19 protein-coding genes are annotated in these 24,331 nt (G+C 57.7%); 12 read left to right on the top strand and 7 right to left on the bottom strand.

Annotated features, from left to right (window positions below; translation table 11 throughout):
• Positions 1-67 precede the first annotated feature (67 nt).
• The 5 genes from yfaE to ubiG all read right to left on the bottom strand — a co-directional run bounded on the left by yfaE (position 68) and on the right by ubiG (position 5,897).
• A complete protein-coding gene (gene yfaE, locus AB5Y92_RS20005) occupies positions 68-391 on the bottom strand; it encodes a class I ribonucleotide reductase maintenance protein YfaE (protein ID WP_164536865.1) in 324 nt (107 codons plus the stop codon).
• Positions 388-1,521, bottom strand: coding sequence for a class Ia ribonucleoside-diphosphate reductase subunit beta (nrdB, locus tag AB5Y92_RS20010; protein WP_005336708.1), 1,134 nt, complete (start codon positions 1,519-1,521; stop codon positions 388-390). Before nrdB ends, yfaE begins: the two co-directional genes overlap by 4 nt.
• Positions 1,522-1,601: 80 nt before the next feature.
• Positions 1,602-3,869, bottom strand: a complete 2,268-nt coding sequence (gene nrdA / locus AB5Y92_RS20015) for a class 1a ribonucleoside-diphosphate reductase subunit alpha (protein ID WP_368227455.1) — start codon at positions 3,867-3,869, stop codon at positions 1,602-1,604.
• Between the two features lie 616 nt (positions 3,870-4,485).
• On the bottom strand, positions 4,486-5,181 hold the full coding sequence (locus AB5Y92_RS20020; protein WP_368227456.1) for an HAD family hydrolase: 696 nt from the start codon (positions 5,179-5,181) through the stop codon (positions 4,486-4,488).
• Entirely contained in the window at positions 5,181-5,897 is a 717-nt protein-coding gene (gene ubiG / locus AB5Y92_RS20025; RefSeq protein ID WP_128816429.1) for a bifunctional 2-polyprenyl-6-hydroxyphenol methylase/3-demethylubiquinol 3-O-methyltransferase UbiG, read from the bottom strand. The genes AB5Y92_RS20020 and ubiG overlap by 1 nt, the downstream gene beginning before the upstream one ends.
• 198 nt (positions 5,898-6,095) lie before the next feature.
• Here ubiG and gyrA point away from each other — a divergent pair, with 198 nt between their 5' ends.
• Together gyrA and AB5Y92_RS20035 are read left to right on the top strand one after the other, a co-directional pair.
• Positions 6,096-8,843, top strand: coding sequence for a DNA topoisomerase (ATP-hydrolyzing) subunit A (gyrA, locus tag AB5Y92_RS20030; protein WP_106843360.1), 2,748 nt, complete (start codon positions 6,096-6,098; stop codon positions 8,841-8,843).
• A 137-nt stretch (positions 8,844-8,980) separates the two neighbouring features.
• A complete protein-coding gene (locus AB5Y92_RS20035) occupies positions 8,981-10,309 on the top strand; it encodes an IS4 family transposase (protein WP_368227457.1) in 1,329 nt (442 codons plus the stop codon).
• A gap of 77 nt (positions 10,310-10,386) precedes the next feature.
• Here AB5Y92_RS20035 and AB5Y92_RS20040 read toward each other — a convergent pair whose 3' ends face one another.
• Positions 10,387-11,784 (bottom strand): alpha-amylase family protein, encoded by a 1,398-nt coding sequence (locus AB5Y92_RS20040; protein WP_368227458.1) that lies wholly within the window; start codon positions 11,782-11,784, stop codon positions 10,387-10,389.
• 262 nt (positions 11,785-12,046) lie between these two features.
• On the opposite strand from AB5Y92_RS20040, the gene AB5Y92_RS20045 reads away from it, so the two are divergent.
• Complete coding sequence (locus AB5Y92_RS20045; RefSeq protein ID WP_005345370.1) at positions 12,047-12,202, top strand: hypothetical protein; 156 nt, start codon at positions 12,047-12,049, stop codon at positions 12,200-12,202.
• 171 nt (positions 12,203-12,373) lie between these two features.
• Here AB5Y92_RS20045 and AB5Y92_RS20050 read toward each other — a convergent pair whose 3' ends face one another.
• Positions 12,374-13,429 carry a PA0069 family radical SAM protein gene (locus AB5Y92_RS20050; protein WP_368227459.1) on the bottom strand — a complete coding sequence of 352 codons (1,056 nt, stop codon included), beginning with the start codon at positions 13,427-13,429 and terminating at the stop codon, positions 12,374-12,376.
• Positions 13,430-13,602: 173 nt separating this feature from the next.
• Between AB5Y92_RS20050 and AB5Y92_RS20055 the strand changes: the two genes are divergently transcribed.
• From AB5Y92_RS20055 to AB5Y92_RS20095, 9 genes are all read left to right on the top strand, one after another.
• A complete protein-coding gene (locus tag AB5Y92_RS20055) occupies positions 13,603-14,190 on the top strand; it encodes a tetratricopeptide repeat protein (RefSeq protein WP_368227460.1) in 588 nt (195 codons plus the stop codon).
• A 232-nt stretch (positions 14,191-14,422) separates the two neighbouring features.
• Positions 14,423-16,351 carry a threonine--tRNA ligase gene (gene thrS, locus AB5Y92_RS20060; RefSeq protein WP_368227461.1) on the top strand — a complete coding sequence of 643 codons (1,929 nt, stop codon included), beginning with the start codon at positions 14,423-14,425 and terminating at the stop codon, positions 16,349-16,351.
• Between the two features lie 21 nt (positions 16,352-16,372).
• A complete protein-coding gene (gene infC, locus AB5Y92_RS20065; protein WP_196783562.1) occupies positions 16,373-16,903 on the top strand; it encodes a translation initiation factor IF-3 in 531 nt (176 codons plus the stop codon).
• Positions 16,904-16,989: 86 nt separating this feature from the next.
• A complete protein-coding gene (rpmI, locus tag AB5Y92_RS20070; RefSeq protein ID WP_005336688.1) occupies positions 16,990-17,187 on the top strand; it encodes a 50S ribosomal protein L35 in 198 nt (65 codons plus the stop codon).
• Positions 17,188-17,202: 15 nt separating this feature from the next.
• A complete protein-coding gene (rplT, locus tag AB5Y92_RS20075; protein WP_005336687.1) occupies positions 17,203-17,559 on the top strand; it encodes a 50S ribosomal protein L20 in 357 nt (118 codons plus the stop codon).
• A gap of 380 nt (positions 17,560-17,939) precedes the next feature.
• On the top strand, positions 17,940-18,923 hold the full coding sequence (gene pheS, locus AB5Y92_RS20080) for a phenylalanine--tRNA ligase subunit alpha (protein WP_335840908.1): 984 nt from the start codon (positions 17,940-17,942) through the stop codon (positions 18,921-18,923).
• Positions 18,924-18,935: 12 nt separating this feature from the next.
• Positions 18,936-21,323, top strand: a complete 2,388-nt coding sequence (gene pheT / locus AB5Y92_RS20085; RefSeq protein WP_368227462.1) for a phenylalanine--tRNA ligase subunit beta — start codon at positions 18,936-18,938, stop codon at positions 21,321-21,323.
• 3 nt (positions 21,324-21,326) lie between these two features.
• Entirely contained in the window at positions 21,327-21,623 is a 297-nt protein-coding gene (gene ihfA, locus AB5Y92_RS20090; RefSeq protein ID WP_005300715.1) for an integration host factor subunit alpha, read from the top strand.
• A gap of 15 nt (positions 21,624-21,638) precedes the next feature.
• Positions 21,639-24,331 (top strand): transporter substrate-binding domain-containing protein (locus tag AB5Y92_RS20095; RefSeq protein ID WP_368227463.1); only part of this gene is annotated, 2,693 nt, incomplete at its 3' end.

Genomic DNA, 24,331 nt, shown 5'->3' on the forward strand with positions numbered 1-24,331 from the left:
ACAAAAAAAGCCGCCGGATTGCTCCGGCGGCTTTCTATTTTGTGCGAGTTGCCAGTCTGTGGCTGCGTCAGCTCTTCTGGATATCCAGCCGGATGGCGCCGACCGGTTTGCAGCAGCAGGGGAGGCACTCCCCTTGGGCGACGAATGCCAGCGGCACCGAAGGATAGTGCACCTTGCCAGCCATCAGTGGAGTGCGGCAGGCGCCGCAATAGCCGCTGCGACACTGGAACTCCACATGATGACCATGGCGCTCCAGGGTCTCCAACACGCTTTCGCCGGGATGGGCGTGCAGCACGGCACCATCCCGGGTATGTACCCGTGGTGCCACGACCGCATGCTGTTCGGCAGGTGCGTGCGGGGCAGGGGTCAGCGTGTTGGTGGCGTCACTCACAGCTCGAAATCACCCAGGTCGTCGGCATTGACTTCGCTGTCGATTTGGCCGACCAGATAGGAGCTTACCTCTACCTCTTGCGGGGCGACCTGTACATTGTCGGATGACAGCCAGGTGTTGATCCAGGGGATCGGGTTCTGCTTGGTGCCGGCAAAGGCTGGCTGCAGGCCGACTGCGCTCATGCGCAAGTTGGTGATGTACTCCACGTATTGGCAGAGGATGTCCTTGTTCAGGCCGATCATGGAGCCGTCCTGGAACAGGTATTCGGCCCACTCTTTCTCCTGAATGGCCGCTTCCTTGAAGATCTCGAAGCAGGCCTGTTCGCATTCGGCGGCGATCTCGGCCATCTCCGGGTCATCCTGGCCGGTGCGCATCAGGTTCAGCATGTGTTGGGTGCCGGTGAGGTGCAGCGCTTCGTCGCGGGCGATCATCTTGATGATCTTGGCGTTGCCTTCCATCAGTTCACGCTCGGCGAAGGCAAAGGAGCAGGCGAAGCTGACGTAGAAGCGAATTGCTTCCAGCGCGTTCACGCTCATCAGGCACAGATAGAGCTTCTTCTTGAGCTCGCGCAAGGTGATGGTCACTTCACGGCCAGCGACGGTGTGGGTCCCTTCACCATGCAGGTTGTAGAGGGCGGTCGCTTCGATCAGGTCGTCGTAGAAGTGGCTGATGGAGCCGGCGCGCTTCAAGATCTGCTCGTTGGTCACGATGTCGTCGAACACCTGGGCGGGGGTGTTGACGATATTGCGGATGATATGGGTGTAGGAGCGAGAGTGGATGGTCTCCGAGAACGCCCAGGTCTCAATCCAGGTTTCCAGCTCCGGAATGGAGACCAGCGGCAGCAGGGCCACGTTAGGGCTGCGACCCTGAATGGAGTCCAGCAGGGTCTGGTACTTCAGGTTGGAGATGAAGATGTGCTGCTCGTGGGGAGGCAGGGCCTGGTAGTCGATGCGATCACGGGAGACATCCACCTCTTCCGGGCGCCAGAAGAAGGAGAGCTGCTTCTCGATCAGCCGCTCGAACACTTCGTGCTTTTGTTGATCATAACGGGCTACGTTGACCGATTGGCCAAAAAACATCGGCTCTTTGAGCTGGTCGTTTTGGGTTTGGCAGAAAGTTGAATAGGCCATGGTTACCAGAATATGTGAATAGAGAAAACAGGAGAGCGGGAGCTTGTCGCTCCCGCCCGGTTATCAGTTCTTGCCGTGACTTAGATTTTGCAAGCCCCGCCAGCACAACCGTCATCTTGCAGATCGGTCTGGGCATCGTCTGCACCATCACGGGTGTTGTGATAGTACAGGGTCTTGAGGCCGTATTTGTAGGCGGTCAGCAAGTCCTTCAGCAGCTGTTTCATCGGGACCTTGTTGCCTTCGAAACGGGCAGGGTCGTAGTTGGTGTTGGCGGAGATCGCCTGATCCACAAACTTCTGCATGATACCGACCAGCTGCAGGTAGCCGTCAACGCTCGGTTGCTTCCAGAGCAATTCGTATTGATCTTTCAGGCGATCATACTCGGGCACCACCTGTTTGAGAATGCCGTCTTTGGAGGCCTTGACCGACACCAGACCGCGCGGTGGCTCGATGCCGTTGGTGGCGTTGGAGATCTGGCTGGAGGTCTCGCTCGGCATCAGGGCGGTCAGGGTGGAGTTGCGCAGACCCACGGATTTGATCTCTTCACGCAGGCTTTCCCAATCCAGATGCAGCGGCTCGTTGCACAGCGCATCCAGATCCTTCTTGTAGGTGTCGATGGGCAGGATACCTTGCGCGTAGGTGGTCTCGCCAAACAGCGGGCAGGGGCCGAACTCGCGGGCCAGCTGCACGGAGGCTTTCAGCAGGTAGTACTGAATGGCCTCGAAGGTACGGTGAGTCAGGGCCAGACCGGAGCCGTCGGAGTAACGGGCACCGTTTTTGGCCAGGTAGTAGGCGTAGTTGATAACGCCGATACCCAGGGTGCGACGACCCATGCTGCCCTTCTTGGCGGCGGCAATCGGATAGTCCTGATAGTCGAGCAGGGCATCGAGGGCACGCACGGCCAGATCGGCCATCTCTTCCAGATCTTCCAGCTTCTCGATGGCACCCAGGTTGAAGGCGGAGAGGGTGCACAGGGCGATCTCGCCGTTCTCGTCGTCGATGTTGTTGAGCGGCTTGGTCGGCAGCGCAATCTCGAGGCAGAGGTTGGACTGGCGCACCGGCGCCACGCTCGGGTCGAACGGGCTGTGGGTGTTGCAGTGATCGACGTTCTGGATGTAGATGCGACCGGTACCGGCACGCTCCTGCATCATCAGGGAGAAGAGATCGACGGCTTTGAGGGTCTTCTTGCGAATGGCCGGATCCTGCTCGTACTTGACGTAGAGCTCTTCAAACTTGTCCTGATCGGCAAAGAAGGCATCGTACAGACCCGGCGCATCGGACGGGGAGAACAGGGTGATGTCACCGCCCTTGATGAGGCGCTGGTACATCAGCTTGTTGATCTGCACGCCGTAGTCCATGTGACGAACACGGTTCTCTTCCACGCCGCGGTTGTTCTTCAGCACCAGCAGGCTTTCCACTTCGGTGTGCCACAGCGGGTAGAACAGGGTGGCCGCACCGCCGCGCACGCCGCCTTGGGAGCAGCACTTCACGGCAGTCTGGAAGTATTTGTAGAAGGGGATGCAACCGGTGTGGAACGCTTCGCCGCCACGGATAGGGCTGCCCAGACCGCGGATGCGACCGGCGTTGATGCCGATACCGGCGCGCTGGGAAACGTAACGCACGATGGAGCTGGCGGTGGCGTTGATGGAGTCCAGGCTGTCGTCGCATTCGATCAGTACGCAGGAGCTGAACTGACGAGTCGGGGTGCGCACGCCGCTCATGATCGGGGTCGGCAGCGAGATCTTGAAGGTCGAGACCGCATCATAGAAGCGCTTGATGTAGTCCAGACGGGTATCTTTCGGATACTTGGAGAAGAGGCAGGCCGCTACCAGGATGTAGAGGAACTGCGGGCTCTCGTAGATCTCGCCGGTAACGCGGTTCTGGACCAGATATTTGCCTTCCAGCTGTTTGACTGCCGCGTAGGAGAAGTTCATGTCGCGCCAGTGATCCAGATGGGTGTTCAGCTCTTCGAATTCGGCCTGGGTGTAGTCTTCCAGCAGGTGCTTGTCGTACTTGCCCATGTCCACCAGACGAGCCACGTGCTGGTAGAGGTGGGGCGGTTCGAACTGGCCGTAGGCCTTCTTGCGCAGGTGGAAGATGGCCAGACGGGCTGCCATGTACTGGTAGTCCGGGGTCTGCTCGGAGATGAGGTCAGCCGTTGCCTTGATGATGGTTTCGTGAATGTCGGCGGTACGGATACCGTCATAGAACTGGATATGGGATTTGAGCTCTACCTGGGAGACCGACACGTTGTCGAGCCCTTCGGCGGCCCAGTCCAGCACGCGGTGAATTTTATCCAGATCGATGGGTTCTTTGTGTCCGTTACGCTTCGTCACAAACAAGTTCATTGGCTGATGACCTTCAGTTGATTCCCGAAAAACCATCGCACAATGGCGCCACCCAGGCCCCGGCGGTGTGCGGGAGTTGGGTAGAGATTGTGCGATGAATCACAAGATGTAGTGTTATTTTAAGTTCGAGCTACAAGATAGTGAGGTCAGCCCGCCATTGCAATGTGTGGATAAGTGACGAGCTGTGGATAAATTGTGAGTCTTGCCCCATCAGTTAGTGACCGCTCACAGTGAGCGGGTTTTCATTCGTCCGCTCCGCTAAAAGCAAGTCTCCCGATCGAAGATGGAAAATTTAAATAACTTTTTTTGCTTGCGAAACGGGGGGCTTTTTACTAGCAAACGGCGGCTGATTATCCCTTATGCAACAAGGGTCAAAAGCTGTCCAGTTGTCGCAGCCGCGGGCTCAGCGTGGCAAGGGCTTTGCATCAGATGACGGTGGTTTGTGGCCGCTTTGTGACGGCTGTGAGCTTGTCAAATGGGTATCCAACAGGCAGAAAGCTGCCTTTATTATCCATCAATAGACGAGTGATGGTGGCGCAGGAGCGTAAAGGAAGAGATGCAAGGGGCGGAGAGCCTCTTCGCCCCGTTATCGCATGTCAGCCGGTAAGGCTGCGCGTTACGCTTTGGCCGTCAACTCATAGCGCAGCCAGTGGTGCAGGGCTTGCACGGTATCGAATTGCAGGTCGGCGCCCCACTGGGCGGGATCTTCCTCATCATTGAGATAGCCCCAGCCAGCGACCGCGGTGCGCATGCCAGCATTGCGGCCCGCTTCGATATCCCGCACATGATCCCCCACATAGAGGCAGTGAGCCGCCTCGACCCCCAGCTTCTCACAGGCAAAGAACATAGGGGCGGGGTCGGGCTTGCGTACCGGCAGGGTGTCGGCGCTGACGGTGACGCCGCAGCTGGCAAGCTGTGGCAGGGCCGCCAGCAGCGGCTCGGTGAGAAAGCCCGGCTTGTTGGTGACTATGCCCCAGGGGAGCTGTTTCTCGTCGAGCCACTCGATAAGATCCACCATTCCCTCATAGGGACGGGTCCCGACACAGAGGTTGGCCGCGTAGTAGTCGAGCAGGGCATTGCGCAGGCGTGTGGCCCCCAGCTCTTCAAGCAGTTCGTCGCCGAGGCCCGCTTTCAGCAGCCCGAGCGCTCCGTGGGAGGTGGTCTGACGAATGATGTCGTCAGAGAGCGGCGCAAAGCCTTCGCTCACCAGCACATGGTTGACGGCGGCCCCCAGATCCGGGGCTGTGTCGAGCAGGGTGCCATCCAGATCGAACAGCACGCAACGAAGAGGCAGCAGGTGAGAGGAGCTCATCAACCGTGCTCCGGGCGGACAAACTCCACCATATAGTTGACGTCGACATTTTTGCCGAGCTTGAAACTGTTGGAGAGCGGTGCATAGTGCACCCCGCTCATATCCCGCACCAGCAGGCCAGCTGCTTCACCCATGCGACACAGTTCGGCCGGGGTGATGAATTTTTTGTGATCGTGGGTACCCTTGGGCACCATCTTCATCAGGTATTCGGCCCCGATGATCATCATCAGATAGGATTTGGGGTTGCGGTTGATGGTGGAGACAAACACCCGGCCACCCGGGCGCACCAAGGTGGCGATGGCGCGCAACACGGAGGCGGGGTCCGGTACATGCTCCAGCATCTCCATGCAGGTGACCACGTCATATTGGCCTGGCACTTCAGCGGCATGGGCTTCGGCAGTGATCTGGCGATATTCGAGCTCAACACCCTGCTCAAGGGCGTGCAGGCGGGCGACGCCGAGGGGTTCCTTACCCATGTCGATGCCGGTGACCCTGGCACCACGGCGGGCCATGCTCTCGGAGAGGATGCCGCCACCACATCCGATATCGAGAATGCGCTTGCCAAACAGACCGCCACTTTTGTCGGTGATCCAGTCAAGGCGTACCGGATTGATTTGATGCAGGGGTTTGAATTCACCTTCCATGTCCCACCAGCGGGAGGCGATGGCTTCAAACTTGGCGATTTCTGTCAGATCGACATTGGCATCACTGTTCATTTTTCGAAGATCCTGTGGCAGGGCGCCCGCTTCTGAGTCATGGGCGCAATCTATTGTCCTGGCGGGCATTATAACGGACGGACTTTGTCACACCAGCCCGATCTGATACCCGATTTGTGGCTTAAGGTATTTGGCTCAGTGTGTTACCATGTCGCGCTGTTTAAGCCAAAGAACAACTAATTAGGGATAAGGCTTTCTATGAGCGATCTGGCCAGAGAGATCACGCCGGTCAACATCGAAGAAGAGCTCAAGAGTTCCTATCTTGATTACGCCATGAGCGTGATCGTAGGACGAGCTCTGCCGGATGTGCGTGATGGCTTGAAACCGGTTCACCGCCGCGTTCTGTTTGCTATGAACGAGTTGGGGAACGACTGGAACAAGCCCTATAAAAAATCGGCCCGTGTGGTCGGTGACGTAATCGGTAAATATCACCCGCACGGCGATGTCGCTGTGTATGACACCATTGTCCGGATGGCGCAGGATTTCTCCATGCGTTACATGCTGGTCGATGGTCAGGGCAACTTCGGTTCAGTCGACGGCGACAGCGCCGCGGCGATGCGTTATACCGAAGTGCGGATGGCCCGCATCTCCCACGAGCTGCTGGCCGATCTGGACAAAGAGACCGTGGACTGGGTGCCGAACTATGACGGCACCGAGATGATCCCGGCGGTCATGCCTACCAAGGTTCCCAACCTGCTGGTCAACGGCTCCTCCGGTATCGCGGTGGGCATGGCGACCAACATTCCGCCTCACAACCTCACCGAGATTGTCAATGGCTGCCTGGCGCTGATCGAAAACGGCGACCTCACCATTGACGAGCTGATGACCTACATCACCGGCCCGGATTTTCCCACCGGCGGCATTATCAACGGTCGTTCCGGCATCGTGCAGGCGTACCGTACCGGTCGTGGCTCCATCTATGTGCGGGCCAAAGCTGAAGTGGAAGTGGACGAGAAGACCAGTCGCGAGACCATCATCGTTCACGAGATCCCCTATCAGGTGAACAAGGCTCGACTGATCGAAAAGATCGCCGAGCTGGTCAAAGAGAAGAAGATCGAGGGCATCAGTGCCCTGCGCGATGAGTCTGACAAAGACGGCATGCGCATCGTTATCGAGATCAAGCGCGGCGAGTCCGGCGAGATTGTGCTGAACAATCTCTACAAGCACACCCAGATGCAGACCACGTTCGGCATCAACATGGTGGCGCTCGATAACAACCAGCCCAAGGTGATGAACCTTAAAGAGATCCTGGATGCGTTCCTGCTGCACCGCCGCGAAGTGGTGACTCGCCGGACCGTGTTCGAACTGCGCAAGGCGCGGGATCGGGCGCACATTTTGGAAGGTCTGGCGGTTGCGCTGGCCAACATTGATCCCATCATCGAGCTGATCCGTCACAGCGCGACCCCGGCCGACGCGAAAGCGGGCTTGGTTGCCAAGGGCTGGGAACTCGGCAACGTGGCCGCCATGCTGGAAAAAGCGGGCGACGATGCGGCACGGCCAGAGTGGCTGGAGCCCGAGTTCGGTATCCGTGAAGGTCAATACTTCCTGACCGAACAGCAAGCCCAGGCCATCCTTGACCTGCGTCTGCACAAGCTGACCGGCCTCGAGCATGAGAAGATCCTGGAAGAGTACCAATCTCTGCTGGATCTGATCGCCGAGCTGCTGCACATCCTGGCGAGCCCGGCTCGTCTGATGGAAGTGATCCGCGATGAACTGCTGGCCGTGCGCGAGCAGTATGGCGATGAGCGTCGCACCGAGATCAGCATGTCCAGTGCCGAGATCAACATCGAAGATCTGATCACCCCGGAAGATGTGGTGGTTACCCTGTCTCACCAGGGCTATGTGAAGTATCAGCCGCTCTCCGATTACGAGGCCCAGCGCCGCGGTGGTCGTGGCAAGTCGGCCACCCGGATCAAGGAAGAGGACTTTGTGGAGCGTCTGCTGGTGGCCAACACCCACGACACCATTCTGTGCTTCTCCACCCGTGGCAAGGTCTACTGGCTCAAGGTTTACCAACTGCCGGAAGCGTCCCGTGGCGCCCGTGGTCGTCCGATCATCAACCTGCTGCCGCTGGAAGAGGGTGAGCGTATCACCGCTATCCTGCCGGTGAAGGAATATGACGCCGAGAAGTATGTGTTCTTCGCCACCGCCAACGGTACCGTGAAGAAGACCAGCCTCTCTGACTTCAGCCGCCCGCTCTCCTCCGGTATCCGTGCCATCAACCTCAAAGAGGGCGATGAGCTGATCGGGGTGGATATCACCGACGGCAGCAACGAGATCATGCTCTTCTCCGATGCGGGTAAAGTCGTTCGCTTCGCGGAAGGCAGCGGTCGCGCTGATGCCGATGTCAGCGATGACGTTGAAACCGACGACGATGCCGGCAATGACGATGATGGCAGCGACAACGGCGAAGGCACCGAAAGCAAGGGTACCTTCAAGGGCGTTCGTCCCATGGGTCGTACCGCCGCCGGGGTGCGCGGCATCAAGCTGGGCGCCGGTGACAAGGTGGTTTCCCTCATCGTTCCGCGCGGCGAAGGTGCCATCCTCACCGCCACCGAGAACGGTTACGGCAAGCGGACTGCGTTGGCCGAATACCCGACCAAGAGCCGTGGTACCCAGGGCGTTATCTCCATCAAGGTGGATGAGCGTAATGGCAAGGTGATCGATGCGATCCAGGTCGAAGATACCGATCAGATCATGCTGATCACCAACGGCGGTACTCTGGTGCGTACCCGTGTTGCCGAGGTGAGCGTCATTGGCCGTAACACCGGCGGTGTCCGTCTGATCCGTACCGGTGAAGACGAGACCGTGGTTGGCCTGCAGCGTATCGCCGAGAGCGACGAAGACGAAAACGACGCTTTGGCCGTTGACGGTGAGGTATCTGAAGGTACTGATACCGCGACCGGCACTGATGCGGTCGATGCTGGGGAAGCGGGTGACGAGTAATCGTCACCAGTTACCCGAGCAACGTCTCTGAGCAAAAAGAGCGACCCTGGTGGTTAATGCCGATCAGTTAAGGATCCATTGACCGATCCTTCTGTTGTGTGAAAATCCGAAACCTGTTGATTGGTTTCGGATTTTTTATGCGTATCGACCAGGCTCTCGATTTCCTACACGCCAGTAATGCCGCTCAGTTTGAGTCACTCTCCGACCTCATTCACCCCGAACTCATCACTTCCCTGCTCGGCGAAGAGGGCGTTGCTACCCTGCGCCGTCGCCGTATGCCCATGGAGCGCCTGGTCTGGGCCATCATCGGCATGGCCATCTTCCGCCACGTCCCCATGACCCAGCTGGTCAATCAGCTTGATATCCTGTTGCCCGGCGACCGCCCATTCGTTGCTCCCAGCGCCTTTCTGCAAGCTCGCCAAAAACTGGGGGACAAGAGCATCGAACGCCTGTTTCACGAGACCGCCTCGCGCTGGCACCAGCAGGCCAATCATCCGGGTTGGGCCGGGCTGCAACTGCTCGCCGTTGATGGCGTGATGTGGCGCACACCCGATACCCCGGACAATGCCGCCGCCTTTGCCAAGCCCGGTACCCGGCATGGCGAGACCGCCTATCCGCAGGTGTGCATGCTCTGTCAGATGGAGCTGACCAGCCACCTGCTCACGCAAGCCGTCATGGAGAGCTGCGCCGTCAGCGAGATGGTACTGGCCGAGCAACTCATCGCGCGCACGCCGGACCACTCGCTCACCCTGTTCGACAAGGGGTTTTACTCCCTCGGCCTGCTCCACGCATGGCGGGCTGCGGGCGTAGAGCGGCACTGGTTGCTGCCGCTCAAAAAGGGCACCCAATACGAGGTGGTGCGCAAACTGGGGCGCCAGGATGCACTGGTCTTGCTGAACACCAGTCCGCAGGCGAGGAAGAAGTGGTCGCAGCTGCCAGAGACACTAGAAGCCCGCTTACTTACCCGCACCATCAACGGCAAGATGCGGCAGGTGCTGACCTCGATGGTCGACCCGATGCGTTTTGTGGGCGCCGATATCGTCGACTTATATGGTCATCGTTGGGAAATCGAGCTGGGCTATCGGGAGATGAAGCACAGCCTGCAACAACACCGACTGACCCTGCGTAGCAAGAAGGCAATGGGGATACGGCAAGATCTGTGGGGCGTGTTGTTGGCGTACAACCTGCTGCGCCGCCAGATGGTAAAAATGGCGGCGAGTCTGAAGGGATACACGGCGAGCCAGCTGAGTTTTCACATGGCATCGGTGTACCTCATCCATGAACTGAGCTGCATGCCGTACTTGTCACCGGGGAGTATCCCGAAGCGGGTGGCGGAGCTGGATAAGCAGGCGGGGCAGTTTGTACTGCCGGAACGAAGGGAGCGGAGTTACCCCCGCAGTGTGAAGGCAAGACCACAAAAGTATGCGGTGCAAAAAACCAATAAAAACAATGCCAGTCAGGCTTAACTGACTGGCATTAACCCTGGTGGTCGCTCTTTTTATTTGTCTGCTTTTTATGACTCTACGCTGCTCTTACGGCTGGATCACTCCTGCAGCCACATTCTGGCGCTGCGGGCAGGAATGGCGACTCGTACCCACTGGCTCTGCACGTTGACTACGGCCCCTTGGTCGAGCACGTCCCGATAGTTGCGATACCAGTTCATCTCGAACCTGGCGGTATCGAGCCAGTACTCCTGCTCATAGTCGCACTTGTTGATGCCGACCAGCCCCTGTTTGCCCCGTTTGAACAGCACGAAGCAGTCGCCACTGCCGACCAGCTGCATCGGTTGGCCCTGTACCGCATTGTGGAAGCGGATCATCCCCTTGAGATCGGCGCGTTGGTAGTAATCCTGCCAGCGCAGTCCATCCTTGGCCTGGGTCTCGCCGTGATCCGAATAGACCAGCGGCGAGCCACCATCGCGGCCGAGCAGGTAGGCGTAGGCCAGCTTCTCGTCAGTCTGGCTTAAGATCTGATAGCGGAAGCCGTCGTTGGTGGGGATGTCGTGGGTCACGGCAAAGGTGACGGCGCGACTGCCCGGTAGCGCCTGACCGTAGGCGCCCGGATCCGCCAGCAGGTTCATGCTGCCGCCATACCCCAGCGCGCCGCGCAGGGAGGCAAACAGCGGAAAGTCATAGGCTCCCTGGCCGCTGCTGTCGAGGTAGGGTTTGAGGAAGCGCTCGTAATCGGTGCTGCCTGCGCCCCCTGTGGTGATCACCTCGCCAAACACGTGCATCCCCTGTTTGATCTCGGGGGTGAACACAGCATTGATCTGGTAATCGCTCATGTGTTTGACCGCATCGACCCGAAAACCCTTGATCCCCATCCCCTTGAGCGCCTTGAGATAGGCCTGTTGCTGGCTGACCACCCAGTTGTTGGGATCCAGATCCGGCAGCCCCTTGTCACCGGCACCACCACAGAGTCGCCAATACTGGACATGACCCGGATCGCTCCAGTCGCTAATGCACCCTTCGAGATGAAAATCCTGACCGGAAAGGAAGTTTTGCCCCAGATCGCCAAACAGTTTCTGGCGCTCGAAATAGGCCGGGTTGCTGGCGTAGCTTTGCAGCAGCTTGTTGCCGGGATAGTTGAGGTCCTGGCGTTTCCAGCTTTCGTTGGCCATGTGGTTGAGCACCACATCGGCATAGACGGCGATGCCCCGCGCTTTCATGGCGGCGATCAGCTGCTCGAGATCCTGTTTGTTGCCAAGGGGTGAGTCGACAAGACGCAGATCCTGCGGCTGGTAACGAGCCCACCACTCGTTGCCTGATGACTTGAGAGGCGGCGAGATGAGTACCTGTTTGTAACCGGCCGACTTGATAAGGTCGGCTTTGGCGGTCACTTCACTGTACTTCCAGTTGAAGGCGTGAAGTATGACGTCGGCGTGCGCCAAGGGGGCGATCAGCATGCCTGCGATCGCCCATATTCCCGCTGTGTGTTTCATTATTGTGTCCCTGTTTTTATAGATGCCTGAATGGGCAACTCAGCTTTGGCGGGAACAGAGTGAGCTGCAATCAACAACCTGCAGATTTGTGACCGCTTTCAGGATGATTTCGCCGAATATGTGAACTGTTTCGGCTTTTCCTCGCCACCGCCAGTTGCCTTTTTACAAGTGATTTTTTTGTCATTTCCCTGTCATTCCCAGCCGCTATCCTGCCAGGCGAGTGGTGCGTTGTTGCCATCACCTTCACCGTCAGGAGCTGCATATGACCAGTTGGATCACGTGGGAAATTTGGTGGAGCCGGGTATGGGGCGAGTCAGAGGTGCCGCTGTATGAAGAGGATGAGCACGAAGTGGCTCATGAACCCTCGCGACTACCGGTTGAAATGGTGCAGCAGGGGCGGGATCAGCGAGCAGGCTAAGGCGTTAGCCCTCTCTTTACCGGATAGCGCTTTCTTGTCGCGGCTTGGCTACTCCGTTGGAAAATTCTGAAAAGCGGGTTTTCCCCAGAATGTATTGCGGCATATCGTCCTCTCAACCTCTTGGCAGGCAAGGGTTGTGCATCTGATGTATGCAGGGCGTAAAAGGGGGGATTAGAAGAGCGACAGCTGCTCCCCGGGGCGGATAAACCCATCCAGCCTGAGCTGAATATGGCGTTTGCCCAGATCAAGGCGCTTGCTGATAAGGCGAAAGCGCTGGGCCAGCAGATCGGCAAAGAGACCCTCACCGTGCATGCGGGTGCCGAAGGCGGTACTGTTGAGCCCGCCACCGCGGCTGGCTCGCAACTGATTTAAAATAGCCTCCTTCTGGCCCGGATAGTGGGTATCGAGCCAGTCACCAAATAGCGGCGCCAGCTCGTGGGGCAGGCGCAGCATGATGTAATCGGCGCAACTGGCGCCAGCCTCGGCGGCCGATTTGATGATCTGCTCCAGCTCCGGCTCATTGAGCCGCGGGATCATGGGGGCGGCCAGTACCCCCACCTGCACGCCAGCGTTGGCCAGCTTCTCGATCACTTTCAAGCGGCCTGCACCTGTGCTGGCGCGGGGTTCCAGCTGTCGGCGCAGGGTTTCGTTCAAGGTCGTCACCGACACCATCACCTGACACAGTCCCTCTCTGGCCAGCTCGGTCAACAGATCGAGGTCGCGTAAGATCATGGCGCTCTTGGTAATGAGGCCGACCGGGTGGCGGTGGGCCAGCATCACTTCCAGCAACTGCCGGGTGAGGCGATAGCGCTGCTCGATGGGTTGATAGGGGTCGGTATTGGCGCCAATGAAGATGGTCTGTGGCTGATAGGCCGGTTTGGCAAACTCCCGGCGCAGCAGGTCGGCTGCATTGCGTTTGGCAAACAGCTTGCTCTCGAAATCGAGGCCAGGGGAGAGCTCCAGATAGGCATGGCTGGGTCTGGCATAGCAGTAGATGCAGCCGTGTTCGCACCCCTGATAGGGGTTGATGGAGCGACCAAAGGGGACATCCGGCGAGCTGTTGTAGCTGATGATGCTGCGTGCATCGATCTCCCGCACCTCGGTGCCAGGTACAGAGGGGGTAAAGGCGGCATCCCAATCGGACGATTGCCAGCCGTCATCGACCGCTTCAACAAGGGGGCCGCTAAAACGGTGATCGATATTGTGGGGGCTGCCTCGTCCTGCCATTGTGCGCACCGACACTGTTTATACATACAGTTATTTTGCAGGAGCCCCGGATAAATGACAACAACTGCTGATCGCGCGGTTGCAAAAAGGGTTGTCGTAGGGATCTCTAGCTTGATCGCAACGCTACATTTCGTTTACATAGACGAAATGAGAACTGGATCACGGAAATCATCATGAGTCCCACCACTTCCCGCTGGCTGTTTATCGGTCTGTTTGCGCTGGTTATCTGGCGTCTGCTTCCGCTCTCCACCGAGCATGAGATGGCTGCTGCCAACCGTGCCTGGCGTACCGGTCACTTCGATGAGGCGACCCGGATCTGGTCGCCACTGGCCGATCAAGGCCAACCTCGGGCGCAAGCCCTGATGGGCTGGAGTCATGAGGTGGGGCAGGGGAGCGAGCAGGATATCCATCAGGCCATCAGCCTCTATCGCCAGTCGGCGCAGGCAGGGGATGCCTTCGGCCAATATCGGCTGGCAGAACTCTATCTGCGCGGTGTTGGGGTCAAGCGAGATCTGCGCCAAGCCTTTCACTGGATGGATCAGGCTGCCCGTAATGGTGACGTCCCGGCCATGCTGAAAGTCGGCGTCCTTCATCTGATGGGGGTCAGCGGCAGGGTCGATTTGCCACAGGCGAAACAGTGGCTCTATCAGGCGGCACAAAAGGGCAACAAGCTGGCGCTTCAGGTGCTGCAAGAGCTGGCGCTGGCAGAGGAGGGGAGCAGTGACTTTGACTTCAACTGGCAATCCCTGCTTGGCGAATAGTCGGTAGGCGACTCATTTGACTGTAGAAAATATCTGCAAATCCGATACAGCACGCCCGACTTCTGGTAGCATGGGGCCGTTTTGGCTTGGTTTGTCACGTTAGACATGTGGTTGACGTGTCAGGCCGTCTTCGCAAAGTGCTGTGGAGAACCAGAACATCACCTTTTTGAATCTCTTTTCCATCCCGCATGTGACCTTTGGTAGGGGTCACCACTGTATAAGGAAACACATAATGCCAATCATTACTCTGCCTGACGGCAGCCAACGTCAATTTGCCCACTCTGTTTCCGTCATGGATGTGGCTGCGGACATCGGTCCCGGTCTCGCCAAGGCGTGCATTGCCGGTCGGGTAAACGGTGAACTAGTGGATGCTTGCGAGCTGATCGAAGCCGATGCTGCGCTGGCCATCATCACCGCCAAAGACGAAGAAGGTCTGGACATCCTGCGCCACTCCTGCGCCCACTTGCTGGGTCATGCTATCAAGCAACTCTGGCCCCAGACCAAGATGGCCATCGGTCCTGTCATCGACAACGGCTTCTACTATGACGTTGATCTTGACCGTACCCTGACCGATGAAGATCTGGCTGCTCTGGAAGAGCGCATGCTGGCGCTGGTAGCCAAGGATTACGACGTCATCAAGAAGAAAGTCTCCTGGCAAGAAGCGCGCGATGTATTCGAGGCGCGCGGCGAGTCTTACAAAGTCGAAATCCTGGATCAGAACATTGCCCGTGATGATCAGCCAGGTCTCTATCATCACGAAGAGTACATCGACATGTGTCGCGGCCCGCACGTGCCCAACATGCGTCACTGCCACCACTTCAAGTTGCTGAAGATGTCCGGCGCCTACTGGCGCGGTGACTCCAACAACAAGATGCTGCAGCGTATTTACGGTACTGCCTGGGCTGACAAGAAGCAACTCAAGGCCTATCTGCAGCGTCTGGAAGAGGCCGCCAAGCGCGACCACCGCAAGATCGGCAAGCAGCTCGACCTGTATCACATGCAAGAAGAAGCACCCGGTATGGTGTTCTGGCACAACGATGGCTGGACCATCTTCCGTGAGCTGGAAACCTTTATCCGCGGCAAGCTCAAAGAGTACGACTATCAGGAAGTGAAAGGTCCGTTCATGATGGACCGCGTCCTGTGGGAGCGTTCAGGTCACTGGGAGAAGTATGCCCAGGCCATGTTCACCACCCAGTCCGAAAACCGCGAGTACGCCATCAAGCCGATGAACTGCCCGGGTCACGTCCAGATCTTCAACCAGGGTCTGAAGTCCTACCGTGATTTGCCGCTGCGTATGGCCGAGTTTGGTTCCTGCCACCGCAACGAGCCGTCCGGTTCCCTGCACGGTCTGATGCGGGTGCGCGGCTTCACTCAGGATGACGCTCACATCTTCTGTACCGAAGAGCAGATCATGGAAGAGGTCTCCGGCTGTATTCGTATGGTCTATGACGTCTACGGTACCTTTGGCTTCGAGAACATCGTGGTCAAGCTCTCCACTCGTCCCGAGCAGCGTATCGGTTCCGACGAGATGTGGGATCGTGCCGAGAAAGCCCTTGCCGAAGCGCTGGAGCTCAACGGTCTGAAGTACGATCTGCAGCCGGGTGAAGGGGCGTTCTACGGTCCCAAAATTGAATTTACCCTGCACGATTGCCTTGATCGTGCGTGGCAATGTGGTACCGTGCAGCTCGACTTTGCCCTGCCTGGTCGTCTGGGTGCCACTTATGTGGGCGAAAACAACGATCGTCATGTACCTGTGATGATCCACCGGGCCATCCTGGGTTCTATCGAGCGCTTCATCGGTATTCTGATTGAAGAGTACGCCGGTCTGTTCCCGACCTGGTTGGCACCGACTCAGGCTGTGGTCATGAATATCACGGACAATCAGGCCGATTATGCGGTGAAAGTAGCCAAAGCATTGAATGATGCGGGCCTTCGCGCAAAAGCGGACTTGAGAAATGAGAAGATTGGCTTTAAAATCCGCGAGCATACTTTGAAACGAGTACCTTTCATGCTGGTCTGCGGCGATAAAGAAGTTGAAGCCGGTAAGATTGCAGTACGGACTCGTAAAGGGGCTGACCTGGGCACTTATCCTGTTGAAGAGTTTATCGCTCTGCTGACCCAGGAAGTTCAGACCCGCGGACAAAAGAAAGTGGAGGAATAAGCTATAAAAGGCGGAAAAAAACTGGGCAAGCAACCGCAAGCCCGCGCTCACCGGATCAATGAAGAGATCCGTCTGAAAGAAGTTCGTCTGACTGGTCTGGATGGTGAAGCCATTGGCATCACCTCCATTCAGGATGCTCTGAACTTGGCCGCAGAGGCCGGAGTTGATCTGGTCGAGATCAGTCCAAATGCTGAGCCGCCCGTTTGCCGGATCATGGATTACGGCAAATTCCTCTACGAAAAGAGCAAAACAACCAAAGAACAGAAGAAAAAGCAGAAAGTCGTCCAGGTTAAGGAAATCAAATTCCGTCCTGGCACTGACGAAGGCGACTATCAGGTAAAACTACGCAACCTGGTTCGCTTTCTGGAAGACGGGGACAAGGCTAAGGTCACCCTGCGCTTCCGTGGTCGTGAAATGGCCCACCAGGATCTTGGTATCAAGGTTCTGGAACGCGTCAAGAACGATCTGGAAGAGTTGGCCGTAGTCGAGTCGTTCCCGAAAGTCGAAGGCCGTCAAGCTGTGATGGTCCTCGCACCTAAGAAGAAATCTTAAGGCCCACAAGAAATTGACTCATGGGGCAAGCCCCATGAGTCGGTTCGCCTTGCGATTTTGTTGTCACTCACAATGCGGAGTATGAAATGCCGAAGATGAAAACCAACCGAGGTGCTGCAAAGCGCTTCAAAAAGACTGGCTCGGGTCGCTTCAAGTGCAAGCACAACCACCTGCGTCACATCCTGACCAAGAAGAGCAGCAAGCGTAAGCGTCAGCTGGGGCCGAAATTCATGGTTTCTGCTGCCGACCACAAACGTGTTGTCGCTTGTCTGCCGTACGCATAAGGGGGGATGTGAAAAATGCCAAGAGTTAAACGTGGTGTGACTGCTCGAGCTCGTCACAAGAAAGTAATGAAAGCCGCCAAAGGTTACTACGGCGCCCGTTCCCGTGTTTACCGCGTAGCGGTACAAGCGGTAACCAAAGCTGGTCAGTATGCCTACCGTGACCGTCGCCAGAAAAAGCGTCAGTTCCGTCAGCTGTGGATTGCGCGTATCAACGCTGCAGCCCGTCAGAACGGTCTGTCCTACAGCCGTCTGATCAACGGTCTGAAGAAGGCTTCTATCGAGATCGATCGCAAGATCCTGTCTGATATCGCCGTTCACGACAAAATGGCTTTCACCGCCCTGGTTGAAAAAGCTAAAGCAGCTCTGGTTTAATCCAGTTCTGTTATAAACGCTAAAAGGAGGCTCAGGCCTCCTTTTTTGTATCTATAACTCTCTGTTTTACATTACTTTTTCCTTTCTCACGCCCATATTCTGTCCACTGTTTTACACGAGCTGCATATTTCTCCACACAAGGTGATATGTGCGAGATGACCTGTTCTACAAATGGGTTTATATGCCAACAAACTAAGTTTTTGTTTTAGTATTTCAGAAGTGGCGGTGAACAGATGAGACTCGCTTGATATAACAAAATGATTTGTAGGGAGAAAAGCCCACCTTAACTATGGTCAGCGAAGGGGCTTTTTTTGTATTATTCCACTCTTGACCTTATTTAGCCTAAAGGCTCCTGTACCGGGAGTGGTGACGAGGAAGACATGCAACAGCTTGAAGAAGTAGTCGGCCAAGCCAGAGCCGAAATTGAGGGCGTGAGCGATATCGCGACCCTCGACGAAATCCGGGTCAAATATCTGGGTAAAAAGGGCTTTTTTACCGAGCAGATGAAGGGCCTGGGTGCCTTGTCTGCCGAAGAGCGTCCCGCCGCGGGCGCCGTGATCAACCAGGCCAAACAGCAGGTTCAGGATGCGCTGAACGAGCGTCGTGAAGCGCTCGAAGTCGCCGTGCTGAACCAGAAGCTGGCTGCCGAGACCATCGATGTCAGCCTGCCGGGCCGCCGCATCGAGAATGGCGGTCTGCATCCGGTAACCCGCACCATAGAGCGCATCGAGCGCCTGTTTGGCGAGATGGGCTTCAAGGTTGCCCGTGGTCCCGAGATTGAAGATGGCTTTCACAACTTCGATGCGCTGAATATTCCGGCTCATCACCCGGCGCGTACCGATCACGATACCTTCTACTTCCATCCTGATCTGATGCTGCGTACCCACACCTCCGGTGTGCAGATCCGCACCATGGAGCATCAGCAGCCGCCGATCCGCATCATTGCACCGGGCCGCGTCTATCGTAACGACTACGACATGACCCACACCCCGATGTTCCATCAGGTTGAAGGCCTGCTGGTTGACGAGCATGCCAGCTTTACCGAGCTGAAGGGCATTCTGCACGACTTCCTGCGCAACTACTTCGAGGAAGACCTGACCATTCGCTTCCGTCCTTCCTACTTCCCGTTCACCGAGCCGAGCGCCGAAGTAGACGTGATGGGCAAGAACGGCAAGTGGCTGGAAGTGCTGGGCTGCGGCATGGTGCACCCGAACGTACTGCGTTCGGTCGGCATCGATCCGGAAAAATACTCCGGTTTTGCCTTCGGCATGGGCGTTGAGCGCCTGACCATGCTGCGTTACGGGGTCAACGACCTGCGTGCCTTCTTCGAAAACGACCTGCGCTTCCTCAAGCAGTTCAAGTAAGGGCGAGAGAACATGAAATTCAGTAAATCCTGGGTGATGGAGTGGGTCCGCACCGAGTTGAGTGACAACGCACTGGCCGAGCAGATCACCATGGCCGGCCTGGAAGTGGACGCCGTTGAAGTGGTTGCTGGCCAGTTCAACAATGTGGTGGTGGGTGAAGTGGTCGAGTGCGCCCAGCATCCGGACGCCGACAAGCTGCGGGTGACCAAGGTCAACGTGGGTGAAGCCGAGCTGCTGGACATCGTCTGTGGCGCGCCAAACTGCCGTCAGGGCCTGAAAGTGTGCGTAGCCAAAGTAGGGGCGACCCTGCCGGGTGATTTCACCATCAAGAAAGCCAAGCTGCGTGGCCAGCCGTCTCACGGCATGCTTTGCTCTTTCAGCGAGCTGGGTATCGACGTTGAAGCCGATGGCATCATCGAGCTGCCGGCCGATGCCCCCATTGGTACCGATATTCGTGACTACCTCAATCTGAACGACGTCTCCATCGACGTGGATCTGACTCCGAACCGTGCCGATTGCCTCGGTATCGCGGGTCTGGCTCGTGAAATTGGCGTGCTCAACAGCGTGGACGTGGTCGAGCCGACCTGGGCTCCTGCTGTTGCCACCATTGATGCAACTTTCCCGATCCGGGTTGAAGCACCAGCTGATTGCCCCCGTTATCTGGGGCGCGTCATCAAGGGGCTGAACCTCAAGGCCCAGAGCCCGCTCTGGATGCAAGAGAAGCTGCGCCGTGGCGGCATTCGTTCCATCGACGCCATCGTCGACATCACCAACTATCTGCTGCTGGAATACGGTCAGCCGATGCACGCCTTCGATCTTGCTACCCTGGAAGGGGAACTGGTGGTACGTCGCGCCCACGCTGACGAGCCGATGACCCTGCTCGACGGCAACGAAGTGAAGCTCAAAGAGACCACCCTGGTGATTGCCGATGCCAAAGGTCCTGCCTGCATGGCCGGTATCTTCGGTGGCAATCGCACCGGTGTATCCGAGACCACTACCGATATCCTGCTGGAGTGCGCCTTCTTCGCGCCGCTCTCCATCACCGGCCGTGCTCGCGCTTACGGTCTGCACACCGACTCATCCCATCGCTTCGAGCGCGGGGTGGATCCGCAGCTGCAAGCCAAGGTGATGGACCGTGCAACCCGTCTGCTGCTGGACATCTGCGGCGGCGAAGCGGGTCCGGTCATCGAGGTCAAATCCGATGTCCATCTGCCGAAAGCGGCACCCATCAAGCTGCGTCGGACCAAGCTCGACAAGGTGATCGGTATCAGCGTGGCTGATGCTCAGGTGGTCGAGATCCTGACTCGCCTTGGCATGCAGGTAACCGTGGATGCTGACGGCTGGACCGCGCTCGCGCCCTCCTGGCGTTTCGATATCGCCATCGAGGAAGACCTCATCGAGGAAGTGGCTCGTATCTACGGCTACAACAACATCCCGAACCTGAAACCCGCTGCCTCCTTGGCGATGGTGGAGCAGGCAGAAGGGCAGGTGACCCTGAAGCGCGTGCGCGACCTGCTGGTTGACCGCGGTTTCCAGGAAGCGATCACCTACAGCTTCGTTGATCCCAAGACCCAGCAAACCCTGTTCCCGCAGAGCGATGCCATCGTGCTGCCGAACCCGATCTCGGTCGAGATGTCCGCCATGCGCGTCTCTCTGTTCCCGGGTCTGGTGCAAGCCGTTGTTTACAACCAGAACCGTCAGCAGCCGCGTGTGCGTCTGTTCGAGCAGGGTCTGCGTTTCATCAAGGATGAAAGCGCCGAGAACGGCATCCGTCAGGAGCCGATGCTGGCCGGTATCATCACTGGCAACCAGAGCGACGAGCACTGGGATATCAAAACCCGCGCAGCCGACTTCTTTGATTTGAAAGGGGATCTGGAAGCGGTGCTGGACTTGACCGCCGAAGGGGCCACCTTTACCTTCGAGCGCACCGAGCACAGCGCCCTGCACCCGGGCCAGAGCGCAGCCATCCTGCGTAATGGCGAGATCATCGGCCACATCGGTGTGATCCACCCGAGCCTCGAGAAGAAGCTGGGCCTCAAGAGCCGCGCGGTGATGTTTGAGCTGGAGCTGGACAAGCTGACCCCGGCCAAGGTGCCTGTGGCTGCCGAAGTTTCCAAGTTCCCGGCGAACCGTCGCGACATCGCCGTGGTTGTCGATCGTCAGGTTCTGGCAGGTGATGTGCTTGCGGTAATTAAAAAAGTTGGCGGAAATCAGGTAGTTGGAATAAACTTGTTTGACGTATACCAGGGTGCTGGTATGGCAGAGGACAAGAAGAGCCTGGCCATCAGTCTTGTATTGCAAGATACCCAGCGCACCCTGGAGGAGAAAGAGATTGCCGAGACCGTAGACAATGTTGTGCGGGCCCTTGGTGAAGAGTTGAATGCATCCTTGAGGGATTGATCTATGGCGCTTACCAAAGCCGACATTGCAGAGCACCTGTTCACCCAGCTCGGGATGAGCAAGCGTGAAGCCAAAGATATGGTGGAAGCCTTCTTTGAGGAAATCCGACAGGCGCTTGAGCGTGGTGAACAAGTCAAGATTTCAGGCTTCGGTAACTTTGACCTTCGTGAGAAGAATCAGCGTCCCGGACGCAACCCCAAGACGGGCGAGGATATTCCGATCAGCGCCCGCCGCGTGGTGACCTTCCGGCCTGGCCAGAAGCTCAAGGCCAGGGTAGAAAATGTTGAACCCAACGAGTGATAAAAAGCCAGGCAGATGCCTGGCTTTTGTTTTCAGATGACCAAATTCCCCATTTTTCTTCTGGGTGCTGTACTGGCACAGCCATTGCATGCCAAGCCTTTGCAGACTACAGTGCTGCCGTTGGCGCCGGCGACCCAAGCTTATGTAAATTCACTTAGCCAGCTTTCGCTCTGCTATCCTGCGACGCTTCCTCCACCATACCTGATGGCCGAGGGGGGACTGCTCAAGGATCGTCTCGCCCGGTTGCAGGAGCTGTTCCCGATTCCGCTTGTGCTAAAAGAGTTGCCCGATTGGCAGACATTGCGCAACGGGCTCGCAGAGGGGGAATGCGACATCATTCCCTATGTCGGAACCCGCAAAAAGGCCGTGGAGGGTATGCGGTTAAGCCGTCCGATGATGGAGACAGATGCCGCCATCCTCTACAAGGGTGAAAATCTCAAACAGGCCCGCTTTCTGGTCTACTCGGTGGCAGACTCAGCCCGCCTGCTGCACGAGCTCTATCCCCAGGCACGCATTATTTCCCTAAAAAGCGGGGAGAAGGTCTACGACGCGCTGCAGAGTGGCAAGGGTGATGCCTATCTGGGGGACTATCTGCAACTGCGCTATCTGATGCGCGAGTTTCCTGCCGATGGGTTGCGCCTGCGCCGCCTGTTTGGTGAGGATCGGATCATCAGCTATCGCTTGATGATGCGTGATCAGCCTGAGTTGGCCAATCTGGTGGACACCCTGATCCGTCATATGCCGGCCGGTACTATCTATACCGATCTGGCTCGCTATCTCGATCAGGGATCGCTCTACGTCAACCAGCCCCACTTCAGCGATACCGAGCAGGCTTGGTTATCCGGCCGCGGGCGTACCATTCGCCTGGTGTTCAATCCCGAGTTGATGCCCTATAGCGGCGTCAATGATCTGGGGGAGGCGAAAGGGTGGAGCGCGGATGTGCTGCGCTGGGTCACCCAGGAGACCGGCCTGAAATACAAGCTGGTGCCTGCCGCCAGCAAGGCGGAGGCCGTAGAAAAGCTGCGCCGTGGTGAGGCGGATATGATGGCCGGCTTACCGGAATCCCCGGCATTGACGAACCAGTTCATTTTCAGTAGGACGATCTCCACCAACCGGTTTGCCTTGATCAGCAAGCGCAAGCTGGCTGCTGATCGCATTACCCAACTCAAGCGCCAACGTATTCTGGTGCCGGAATCCCTCTACGATCCCTCCTTGCTCGCCCTGCTCGGTGATCAGGAGTGGCTTCGCACCGACGGCATCGAGCAGGGGCTTGCCGCGATCAAACAGGGCAAGGCTGACGCCATGCTGAGCGAGCTATATCAGCTGCAATATCCCCAGCGTACCAACTTGCTGGAAGGGCTCGATATCGAGGAGCTGGAAGATCGCTTCAGTCTTGGCTTTGCTATCAACAAGAGTCAGACCGAACTGGCCGGGGTGATGGATCGCAATCTGATGGCGCTGACCAGCACCCAGATTGACGAACTTAACCAGCGCTGGCGCCGCTTGCTCGTCGTGCAGCAGCCCGGCGTGAGCTACGCCGCCTGGTTTGGCTCCATTGCCATGGCACTGCTGATCAGCGGTATTGTCATCGGCGGGATCTGGCGGTCTCGCCAGCAACTGGCACGGGAGGTGGCCCAGCGTCACGCCGCCGAGAAGGCGTTGGCCATCGAGAGCGAGCTGCGGGAAACCATGTTTCAGGCGTTGCCGGTGCCCGTCTATCTGCGCAATAGCCAGGGCAAGGTGATCAAATCCAATAAACAGGGACGACGTCTGGCCCTGCGCTATTCGCATCAGTTGATGCTGCCGCCGGTACAGCCCCAGAAGAGCGAAGGGGAGCTGGTGCTGGGGGATCAGGTCTTCGCCTATGTCCAGCATCCGCTGCGGCTGGACAAGCAGGCACCTGCCACCGATCTCATCGCCCTGTCGGATATCAGTGTGCTGCGTGAGCAGGCCCGTTTTCTGCGTCAGGCAGAGCGCCGCCTGCGCGCCCTGACCAATACCGTTCCCGGCGTGGTGCTGCAGTTTATGTTCGAGCGGGGACGGGTAGGGGGGATCGAGTTTATCAGCCGGGGCTGTTACGAGCTGCTGGGGCTGGCGAGTCAGCAGATCCGTCGTGAGCCCAAACGGGTGCTCATTATGCTGGAGCGCGAGGATCGCCGCCGGGTACGCCGTGAGATGTTCGCCATGTTGCAGGCTGGCAAACCCTTCGCATTCACCATGCGCTACCACCATCCGACCAAGGGGGTGCGCTGGTTGCAGCTCTATGGCCGTGGGCGCAGTCAGCCGCAGGGTTGGCGAATTTATGCGGTGATGCAGGATGCCACTGCCAGGGTTGAGCAGGATCAGGCATTGCAGCACTCCCATGAGCAGGCGCAACAGGCCGTTCTGGCCAAGGGGCGCTTTTTGGCCGCCATCAGCCACGAGATCCGCACGCCGATGAACGCCATGCTCGGCTTGCTGGAGTGGCTGGCCAGTACTCCTTTGTCGAGAGAGCAAGACTCTGCGCTGGCGCGGGTGCGTCAGGCGGGGGATGAGCTGCTCGGCCTGCTCAACGATGTGCTCGACTTTAGCCGCAACGAAAACAGCAAACTCTCCCTCTCGCCGCAACCCACCGATTTTGCCGAACTGTGCGAGCACGTGGCGGCGGTGCACTGGACCAAGGCGCGGGCCAAGGGAATGCAACTGCGCCTTAAGTTGGACCCGGCTCT

This window comes from Aeromonas sp. R1-1 (assembly GCF_040908495.1).
In the GTDB taxonomy this organism is placed as follows: Bacteria; Pseudomonadota; Gammaproteobacteria; order Enterobacterales; family Aeromonadaceae; genus Aeromonas; species Aeromonas veronii.

Excerpts from the sequence above, each read along its gene's own strand:
- nrdB (WP_005336708.1), bottom strand. The coding sequence starts at position 1,521 with ATGGCCTATTCAACTTTCTGCCAAACCCAAAACGACCAGCTCAAAGAG.
- nrdA (WP_368227455.1), bottom strand. The coding sequence starts at position 3,869 with ATGAACTTGTTTGTGACGAAGCGTAACGGACACAAAGAACCCATCGAT.
- AB5Y92_RS20020 (WP_368227456.1), bottom strand. The coding sequence starts at position 5,181 with ATGAGCTCCTCTCACCTGCTGCCTCTTCGTTGCGTGCTGTTCGATCTG.
- ubiG (WP_128816429.1), bottom strand. The coding sequence starts at position 5,897 with ATGAACAGTGATGCCAATGTCGATCTGACAGAAATCGCCAAGTTTGAA.
- gyrA (WP_106843360.1), top strand. The coding sequence starts at position 6,096 with ATGAGCGATCTGGCCAGAGAGATCACGCCGGTCAACATCGAAGAAGAG.
- AB5Y92_RS20035 (WP_368227457.1), top strand. The coding sequence starts at position 8,981 with ATGCGTATCGACCAGGCTCTCGATTTCCTACACGCCAGTAATGCCGCT.
- AB5Y92_RS20040 (WP_368227458.1), bottom strand. The coding sequence starts at position 11,784 with ATGAAACACACAGCGGGAATATGGGCGATCGCAGGCATGCTGATCGCC.
- AB5Y92_RS20045 (WP_005345370.1), top strand. The coding sequence starts at position 12,047 with ATGACCAGTTGGATCACGTGGGAAATTTGGTGGAGCCGGGTATGGGGC.
- AB5Y92_RS20050 (WP_368227459.1), bottom strand. The coding sequence starts at position 13,429 with ATGGCAGGACGAGGCAGCCCCCACAATATCGATCACCGTTTTAGCGGC.
- AB5Y92_RS20055 (WP_368227460.1), top strand. The coding sequence starts at position 13,603 with ATGAGTCCCACCACTTCCCGCTGGCTGTTTATCGGTCTGTTTGCGCTG.
- thrS (WP_368227461.1), top strand. The coding sequence starts at position 14,423 with ATGCCAATCATTACTCTGCCTGACGGCAGCCAACGTCAATTTGCCCAC.
- rpmI (WP_005336688.1), top strand. The coding sequence starts at position 16,990 with ATGCCGAAGATGAAAACCAACCGAGGTGCTGCAAAGCGCTTCAAAAAG.
- rplT (WP_005336687.1), top strand. The coding sequence starts at position 17,203 with ATGCCAAGAGTTAAACGTGGTGTGACTGCTCGAGCTCGTCACAAGAAA.
- pheS (WP_335840908.1), top strand. The coding sequence starts at position 17,940 with ATGCAACAGCTTGAAGAAGTAGTCGGCCAAGCCAGAGCCGAAATTGAG.
- pheT (WP_368227462.1), top strand. The coding sequence starts at position 18,936 with ATGAAATTCAGTAAATCCTGGGTGATGGAGTGGGTCCGCACCGAGTTG.
- ihfA (WP_005300715.1), top strand. The coding sequence starts at position 21,327 with ATGGCGCTTACCAAAGCCGACATTGCAGAGCACCTGTTCACCCAGCTC.